Source organism: Alphaproteobacteria bacterium (assembly GCA_019695395.1).
Classification (GTDB): Bacteria; Pseudomonadota; Alphaproteobacteria; order JAEUKQ01; family JAIBAD01; genus JAIBAD01.
Map to the genome: position 1 here is coordinate 79,089 of JAIBAD010000002.1, position 8,397 is coordinate 87,485.

General features: G+C 30.6%; 9 protein-coding genes. 7 read left to right on the top strand and 2 right to left on the bottom strand.

Annotated features, from left to right (window positions below; translation table 11 throughout):
• Nucleotides 1–195 precede the first annotated feature (195 nt).
• From K1X44_00890 to K1X44_00910, 5 genes are all read left to right on the top strand, one after another.
• Nucleotides 196–1,416 carry a hypothetical protein gene (locus tag K1X44_00890; GenBank protein ID MBX7145844.1) on the top strand — a complete coding sequence of 407 codons (1,221 nt, stop codon included), beginning with the start codon at nucleotides 196–198 and terminating at the stop codon, nucleotides 1,414–1,416.
• Nucleotides 1,413–2,486, top strand: coding sequence for a tRNA (adenosine(37)-N6)-threonylcarbamoyltransferase complex transferase subunit TsaD (tsaD, locus tag K1X44_00895; GenBank protein MBX7145845.1), 1,074 nt, complete (start codon nucleotides 1,413–1,415; stop codon nucleotides 2,484–2,486). The genes K1X44_00890 and tsaD overlap by 4 nt, the downstream gene beginning before the upstream one ends.
• Before the next feature lie 655 nt (nucleotides 2,487–3,141).
• A complete protein-coding gene (locus K1X44_00900; protein MBX7145846.1) occupies nucleotides 3,142–3,411 on the top strand; it encodes a hypothetical protein in 270 nt (89 codons plus the stop codon).
• A 146-nt stretch (nucleotides 3,412–3,557) separates the two neighbouring features.
• A complete protein-coding gene (locus K1X44_00905; GenBank protein ID MBX7145847.1) occupies nucleotides 3,558–4,379 on the top strand; it encodes a sterol desaturase family protein in 822 nt (273 codons plus the stop codon).
• Between the two features lie 20 nt (nucleotides 4,380–4,399).
• On the top strand, nucleotides 4,400–4,870 hold the full coding sequence (locus K1X44_00910) for a MarR family transcriptional regulator (GenBank protein ID MBX7145848.1): 471 nt from the start codon (nucleotides 4,400–4,402) through the stop codon (nucleotides 4,868–4,870).
• Nucleotides 4,871–5,180: 310 nt separating this feature from the next.
• Here the strand turns inward: K1X44_00910 and K1X44_00915 are convergent, their stop codons facing one another.
• The gene (locus tag K1X44_00915; protein MBX7145849.1) at nucleotides 5,181–6,095 is read right to left on the bottom strand and encodes a hypothetical protein; all 915 of its coding nucleotides are present in this window, start codon (nucleotides 6,093–6,095) and stop codon (nucleotides 5,181–5,183) included.
• 290 nt (nucleotides 6,096–6,385) lie between these two features.
• Here K1X44_00915 and K1X44_00920 point away from each other — a divergent pair, with 290 nt between their 5' ends.
• Nucleotides 6,386–6,559 carry a hypothetical protein gene (locus K1X44_00920; protein MBX7145850.1) on the top strand — a complete coding sequence of 58 codons (174 nt, stop codon included), beginning with the start codon at nucleotides 6,386–6,388 and terminating at the stop codon, nucleotides 6,557–6,559.
• Nucleotides 6,560–6,809: 250 nt separating this feature from the next.
• Here K1X44_00920 and K1X44_00925 read toward each other — a convergent pair whose 3' ends face one another.
• Nucleotides 6,810–7,205 carry a hypothetical protein gene (locus K1X44_00925; protein ID MBX7145851.1) on the bottom strand — a complete coding sequence of 132 codons (396 nt, stop codon included), beginning with the start codon at nucleotides 7,203–7,205 and terminating at the stop codon, nucleotides 6,810–6,812.
• 726 nt (nucleotides 7,206–7,931) lie between these two features.
• On the opposite strand from K1X44_00925, the gene K1X44_00930 reads away from it, so the two are divergent.
• Nucleotides 7,932–8,397 (top strand): hypothetical protein (locus K1X44_00930; protein ID MBX7145852.1); only part of this gene is annotated, 466 nt, incomplete at its 3' end.

The following is an 8,397-nucleotide window of genomic DNA, read 5'->3' on the forward strand; positions in this document are numbered from 1 at the left end:
ACTAAATAAACCTAACGGTCAATAATCAAAAATCCGATAAGTATGTTTTAAAGAAAGGTTAAAATAATGGATATTATAGATATCAGGACAGAATATATGAAAAAGATGATATTTTTTACTAAAAAATCCTCGATATTTATATTTTTAACTGCCTTGTTATTAATAACATCCTGTAAAGAGGAAAAAGAAAAAAATATGGTTTGCGACAAAATTGATCACATTTTAGAATGTGTGCTCAAAACGACCAATGCAATATCTATTGATGAAATAACGGATTATAAACTTCGAGCTGTGATTATGGCTAACACGGCTTTGGGGCAAATGATTGCTAAAGATCCACGTGCTAATAATAATTTAATTGGAGCTTTAGATGCAGCAGAAAAAATTAGTGATATAAGACAAAAATCAACCATTTTAAGACAAATAGCCGTTTCATTAGCTACATCTCAAAGATTAGATCAAAATTATGAAACTAAAATATTTGATATTATTAAAACAATTCAACATCCAATTGATAAAATAAGAGCTTTGATGGAAGTAGCATCTGTAAAACAATCTTTGGGACACAATGAAGAAGCGCAGAAAATTTTGTCTGTAGTTATGGAAAATTTAAAAGATATAGAAGGTCGTCCAGATGAAGCATGGTTGATTATGGAAGCTGGGACATATTGGCGTTTGTTAAATAATAAAGATATGGCAAAAAAGCTTTTTCTTCGAGCGCTCCATCTTGAACGAAACTTAACGGATCCTTTGGGACGTATTTTAATTTTAAGTGAAGCAAGCCGTCGTTTATCTTTACTGGGTGATCAAAGCCAAGCAGAAGAATCTTTAAATAAAGCAACAGCATTATTATCTTTGATAGAGAGTGATGGGGAAAAAATTTTAGCTGAAAATACAATTGCACTTGCTTATGCAGCTTATGGGAAAACATCAATATCCATAGATTTTTTAACAAAGGCTTTTCAAGAAATAAAAGGCATTAGTGAACCTGCGTTCAGAGCACGACTTTTTTCAAATATTGCTTTGGTTCAATGGCGTATGGGTGATGTTGTTGAAGCTACCAAAACAATGGCAGCAGTGAAAAGAGATCTTAATTTAATTAGTAATGAAAGTGATCGGGTGTGGGCGGAACAAGATATTTATGATGGATGGGCAACATCTGCCGTAGAACTTTCTATGGAAAATAGGTTTTTAGAAGCAGCAGATATGACAGATATGATTGAAGACCCAATTAAGAAAAGCTGGACCGAAAGACGTATCGCTATTTTTATGACACAAGCTGGTGATCAAAAAGGCGGTCAGCAAATTTTATTTAAATCTCTGATGTCGGCGAGCCATATTGCAAATAAATGGGATCATCAAAAAGCCTTTTCTGAAATTATTCCCACGGCTTTAGAATTAGGTATAACGCAGTGATTATTTTGGGATTGGAAACAAGTTGTGATGAAACAGCAGCGGCTTTAGTAAATGATCAAGGTGATATTTTAGCCCATCAAGTTTTATCCCAATTTGCATTTCATCAACCTTTTGGCGGGGTTGTCCCCGAAATTGCAGCACGCAGCCATATTGATCATTTAGACCAAATTATTAAGAATATTTTAAAAGAAAGTAATATTAAACCTGCTCAAATTGATGCAGTTGCTGCAACTGCAGGCCCGGGATTAATTGGGGGATTGTTAGTGGGATTGACAATGGCAAAATCTTTAGCTCTAGTTTGGGATAAACCTTTGATCGCAGTTAATCACTTAGAAGCTCATGCATTAACAGCAAGATTAACGCATAAAATTTCATTTCCTTATCTACTTCTTTTAATATCAGGCGGACATTGCCAATTGTTATTTGTCAAAGGTATAGGAAATTATTGGTGCTTGGGAACAACGCTTGATGATGCTTTGGGGGAAGCTTTTGATAAAGTTGCTAAACTTTTAAATCTCGATTATCCAGGTGGTCCGGCCCTTGAAAAGGCAGCGCGGAAGGCTAGAATACGTCAATCTTTCAATAAGTTTGATCTTCCCCAGCCTATGGTTGGAAAAGATAATTGCAACTTTTCATTTTCGGGTCTTAAAACAGCTGTCCGTCATTTAATTACATCTTTAATTGAAACCCAAGGTTTACTATCATCAGAAGATCAAGAAAATATCGCGGCCTCCTTTGAAGAGGCAGCTTTTAATTCAATTATTGATCGGTTAAAAAAAGCAAAAGCCTATTTAGATAAAAAAGAAATTTCATTTTCCACCTTAGTTGCAGCGGGCGGTGTTGCAGCTAATCAAACATTAGGTCAACGTTTAAATGATTTAGGTCAAGAATTTGGATGTTCAGTTATTATTCCCCCTCCATCTTTATGTACAGACAATGCGGCGATGGTTGCTTGGGCAGGGGTTGAAAGATTTAAAATGGGATTAAGCGATTCTTTGGATTTTGCTGCGCGTCCTCGTTGGCCACTGGATCCTAATTATTTAGGATCCAGAACAAAAAACTCATCCTAATTATTTAGGATCCAGAACAAAAAACTCATCCTAATTATTTAGGATCCAGAACAAAAAACTCATCCTAATTATTAAAAATTTAAATAAATACTATTTTATTTTTTAATTTATTTTAAGTTATAATTTTAAAATTCTAATAATTTTATATCTTTAAATATTCTTCCAATAGATTATGCATAATAAATTTTATAAAAGGATTATATTATGCAAAAGATTAAAGTAATTTTTTTAATTATATTACTTGTTCTAAGTACAAGTTCATTTTCAGCCTTTACTTCTTGTCCAAAGGGGTATGTAGAAATGGCTCCCAATAATTGTGTTGCCAATACATTTAGATTACGTTTGGAAAAAGCTCGATTCCAAATCAGATGGCAAAGAACGTTCGGCTTCGGAATCAAGGTCATCCCCAGAAATTGAGAAAGAAACTCAAAAAGTAGAAAAAGCTCCTAAAAATTAAGAATTAAATATTATAAACTGTAAGATTCTTTAATTAAAAATCTTACGGTTTATAAATAAAGTAAATATTTTAATTATTTTTTAACTTATTCTAGGTAATCTTAATATGATTTAGATTCATTTTATGTTGAATATTTCTTATATTGTACGTATAATGAATAAATGAATAATGGAATAAATAATTTTAAAGGGTACAAATATGCAAATAATTAAAATAATCTGTGCGGGATTATTGTTAATGGGTGTAAATTTACCCTATGCTTATGCTTATTGTATAAATGGCTATACAGAAGTTAGCACAAATATTTGTGTTGAAAACTCAATTAAAGCCCGCCTAGACGAATTTCAAAATAGTAAAGATAATGGAAAAGACAGATCCTCTTATGATAGAGAGAGAACAGCTTCTGAATCAAACCGTTCTGTAGATGTTCAAAAAGAAAAGCCAGAAATCGCCAGAACTCTAAGATAATTTAACTAATCTTTTATATAAAAAAGCCTTTTAATCCTAGGATTAAAAGGCTTTTTTATATAATTATATTTAGAAAAATTATGGTATTGACAATTTAATTGTCATTAATTAATATGACAAATATATTGTCAAATATAGGAGATTTTATGGTTAATATATCTACTTTTTTAACTATTTATGGTGAAGTGCTTCAATATGGTATGTTTTTTGGATTATTAATTATATTTGGTTTAGGCGAAATATTTAGCTACAAACCCAACTGGCAAAAAAATAAAACAAGGTGGTTCAATAACATATTTTTAACATGTCTTAATATTTTTACTTTAGGGTTTTTACCTATCACCGCTTTAGGTACAGCAATTTGGGCTCAGAATCATAATATTGGATTTTTAAATAACTTAAATTTTTCTCTAAATATAGAATTACCAATTTTATGCCAAATATTGATCGGATTCTTAATCCGGACTTTAATTGGTTATTATATTCACTATGCAATGCACAAAGTTTCTTTTTTATGGAAAATTCACCGCCTTCACCATACAGATACAGATATGGATGTTAGCACAACAGTGCGGTTCCATCCACTGGAATGGTTTGTTTCTTTGCCTTTTGTGGTTTTTGGAATTATTCTTACAGGTATATCTCCCTTATCTATAATTCTGTATGAAATTTTTGATGCGGCATGGAATGTTATAACACATACACGATTAAGATTTCCAGAAAAAATAGATAAAATCTTAAGAATTATTTTTGTGACACCTTCAATGCATGCCTGGCATCATTCAGATCAACAAATCCAAACTGATAGTAATTATGGGTCAATATTTTCTTTATGGGATCATATTTTTGGAACTTATTATGAAAACCCAAAAAAACAAGATGGACCTAATCATTATGGATTAGAGAATTATAAAACTTTACCTGTCCATTCTTTAAGTTTTTCTTTAAAATTACCTTTAAGAAATTAATTATATAATTAGGAGTTTATGTGGGATCATTTGAAAAAAATTTAATTGATGTTATCCGCAACATACGGATTTGTTTTCACCGATTAAAAGCCGTTGCGGATGAGCTTCATCAATCAACGGATATAACGACGGCGATGCGGGGGGTATTGGAAAGTTTATTTGATTACGGAATGCAAACAGTTCCCCATATTGCTGGGTCAAAAGGTGTTTCACGCCAGCATATACAAACTTTGGTAGATCAACTTCAAGATAAAGGATATGTATCTTTACAATCTAACCCCCAACATCAACGTTCATCTCTAGTTACCTTGACAGATAGGGGACGTGATTTATTCAAAGAAATGCGAATGAAAGAATCACAAGTTTTAATGACATTGGCCCAAGAACTTTCACCTATGGATGTCAATGTTACATTAAAGACATTAAAACTATTGGATAGTTTTTTACAAAATCAATTACCTGAAGGACAAGAAAATGACGATACTATGTAATTATCAACATAAATCACAACGTATAAGAAGGGTAGTTCACATATTTTTATGATGGTATTGTTTTCTGTTGGTATTATGTGGTCGTATAGCTTTTGATCTGTTCTATGTATCAATTATTCAATATAAACATGCTTATCTTTTGGGATAGAGACATTGCTGCTTTTTCTTTATCATAAAATTCGTTTTTTATTTTTAAAGAAGAGGTTATAAAATAATATAATTTACACATTATTTTTTAATCTCTACCACAAAAAGCTCCCCAAGATCTAAGTTAATTTAGACCTTGGGGATTGGTTATTGGTTTTAGAAATTAGTAATTTAAATCTAGATTAATATCTGTTTCTTTAACAGTTGGCCGTTCACGTACAGCATTATCAGCTGCATTAGAATATAATCCTCGTGCTGTTGTTCCAACTGATGAAGCTTGATTAAATGGACTAGGTGGGACAACACGAACAGTAGATCCGTCACGCATAGCATTATTAGCTGCATTAGAATATAATCCTCGTGCTGTTGTTCCAACTGATGAAGTTAGATTAAATAGGCTAGGTGGGGCAACACGAACAGTGGATCCACCAGTACTCCCCATATATTTAGGTGCAATTGTATGAGTTATTTTATTGAAAAGGGCCTGAACAATATATTTACCCTGAGCAGTTGGAAGCCCCTTAAATTCAAAGGTTATATTACCTTTAGGATCTTTAATAATATATCCACCTAAGTCTTTATATAAAATAAAAACAGTTCCATCAAGGTATGTTTCAATACGATCGCCATTTTGATAATACGCAATAGATTTAGTAGGTTTCCCTAAAGTACCAGTTTGTCCATTGGTGCTTGTTGATTGAGGTTTGGGGTTACCTTGACCGCCAGCTCTTAATAAATCACCATTTACTACATCACTAAGTGTTTTATTAAGAAGTGTTCCAGCTGGAAGTGTACCTCCAATTGTATATAGTCGACGTGGAGGACTTAAGAGCGGTTTAGTAGGATCATCAAAAAGGAATCTTTTAATATCAAGAGTGTAGGTTTGTAATTTTAGTTTGCTACCATCTCCGAAAGTTCTTTCTTCAATATTAAAACCATCTTTTTCACTTGTGGAAGAATTATAGATTATTCTCTCCATAGAAGGAGCAGCCCATCCACTATTAATGAATATAATGGAAATTATAAAATAGCATAACAATTTAATAGAAATAGAAGTGTAATAAGATATATTTTTCATTAAAATCTCCTTAAATAAAATAATTTAAAATAAGAAATTTTATAAATGACAAAAGTTAATAGATGATTAATTTTTGAAACTATTTTATATAAAATATATAAATCTAAATTTTTATTAAATTTGAAAAATTATTTTTCAATAAAATTTTTTTCAATTAAATTTATTTATATATGATTAATTAAATATGATAATAAAACTATACAAACTTAAATTTTAAAATGAAAAAAGTCTTTCGCCATGGGCGATATAGGACAAGTCTCTTCTGAACATAAGATACGACGTACAATTAAATGGATCATGTCGTTTTTATCGCAGCATTATTATTATCTATTTGTATGATGTGGATATGGAATAGCATGGTCGTTGATTTATTTCGTATACCAATTATTCAATACAAACATATGGTATCTTTTGGAGTTTTTTTTACCCTTGTATTTTCTATTGTTTTAAGAAGAAAAGTGTAATTAAAAAAGTCAGGGTTTTATGACCCTGACTTTTTAACTGTACGAATTTACGAATTTGGTTGACGTTCTACCGTAGCTTTTGATCGCTCATGCACCCCATTATCAGATGGTTTTGAATATAGACCGGGATTAGAATTACCAATGAATGAATTTTGATTGAAAGGCCCCGATTTTATTAATGAACTTGTTCCAGTATTAATTATTTCTGAACTTAATTTAGGTGCTTCTATTCGAACAACTTTGGGTCTGTCTAAATAGAGAAAGGCGGGTGCTGGAACGGGCTTTTTAGTTCAGGTGGTGCTATATGGATAGTCTGTTTATCTCCATAGTTATAAGCAATTGTCTTTTTAAACGTAAGTTTACTTATAATGTCTGCAACTATATATTTACCCAATTGACTGATATACCCTTTAAAATTAAAAGTTAAATCACCTTTAGGATCTATAATGATGTGCCCTACTAGTTCACTATAATAAGTAAAAGTTGTCCCATCAGGATAGGTTTCAACACGGTCACCATTTTCATATTCGGTAATTGATAGGGTCGTTTTTGATAAAGTGCCCATTTGCCCATTGGTTGTTTTAGATTTAACCATACCATTTTTACCACCTGGTAATAAATCACCAAAAGCAATAGCTTTTTGCAATTCTTTATTAAGAATACTGGCATTTGGAAGTGTACCTTCAAAACTATATAATTTCGCTGGTGTATTTAGTTCTAAAGGTTTGTTTAATTATAAAGTTGAACCTGGAAAAGGTTGATACTTACTGTAATTATAAGTGGTTGTTTGATGATACTTCCATCTTCGAAAAGCCTTTCTTCAAATGTAAACCCATCTTTCTCACTTCTTGTTGATGTGTAAAACACTTTGTCGGTTAGTGGATCAGCATGGCTAATATTAATAGATGAAATAGAAGAAATATAACTAAATGTTATAAGTAAAATTATTTTTTTGTTAAATATATTTTTCATAAATACTCTCTTAATAAAAATTAAATAAATAAAATAAACTAAAAAAAATTTAGATAAAATATAGTTAACAAAAGATTAATTTTTTACCAAATATAATTTGATAAATTATAAATTAAAACAATAAATTGATAAAATATATCAAATTTCATGCATATAAAATTTAATACATTTATATAAAATATTTTATTGTAATATTTTATGAATTTGCCAAATATTTACTTGTATTTTTTAAGTATTATTTGTTCAAAAATATTTATATATAATTTTTTTAAATGAAAAAAAAATCTTGACAAGAATGAAAAAATAGTGTAATAAATATGACATACTAGAAAAGTTTTATTTTCAATATAAACCCGTTGATTTGGAATCAACGGGTTTTTTTATGTCCGGAGGATATCAAATGACCCCTTATGATTCAACTATTGGAGAAGAAATCGCTTTTAAACTATCAACGGGATGTGATTTAACAAAAGCAGCGATGGATCTCGGATATGATCCAAATCAAATTAAGAGATGGTTTTTTTATGAAGAAGATTTTAGGAAATTATGTCATTATGCTTTTGTTTTAGCTGCACATGAATGTACAGCCAAATCTCTAGACATAGCAAAAAATATAAATCCCAATCATGATAAAACAAAATTAAGCCAAGATAAATTTATAGCCCGGCATTTTTTATCAACCAGTATCAAAATGATGCAATTGTCAAAAATGCTTATAGTAAAAACAAAAAAACAATCTTTGATCCAAAATCAATCAAAACCTTTTGAATTAGATAGGGTTAATTTAGGAGAACAAGAAATTGAAGTTAGAAGACTATATAAACAACAAAAATATGAATCTGGATTTACACCTGATAATCCAAATT

Coding starts and splice junctions, on each gene's coding strand:
- K1X44_00890 (MBX7145844.1), top strand. CDS start 196: ATGGTTTGCGACAAAATTGATCACATTTTAGAATGTGTGCTCAAAACG.
- K1X44_00900 (MBX7145846.1), top strand. CDS start 3,142: ATGCAAATAATTAAAATAATCTGTGCGGGATTATTGTTAATGGGTGTA.
- K1X44_00905 (MBX7145847.1), top strand. CDS start 3,558: ATGGTTAATATATCTACTTTTTTAACTATTTATGGTGAAGTGCTTCAA.
- K1X44_00915 (MBX7145849.1), bottom strand. CDS start 6,095: ATGAAAAATATATCTTATTACACTTCTATTTCTATTAAATTGTTATGC.
- K1X44_00920 (MBX7145850.1), top strand. CDS start 6,386: ATGGATCATGTCGTTTTTATCGCAGCATTATTATTATCTATTTGTATG.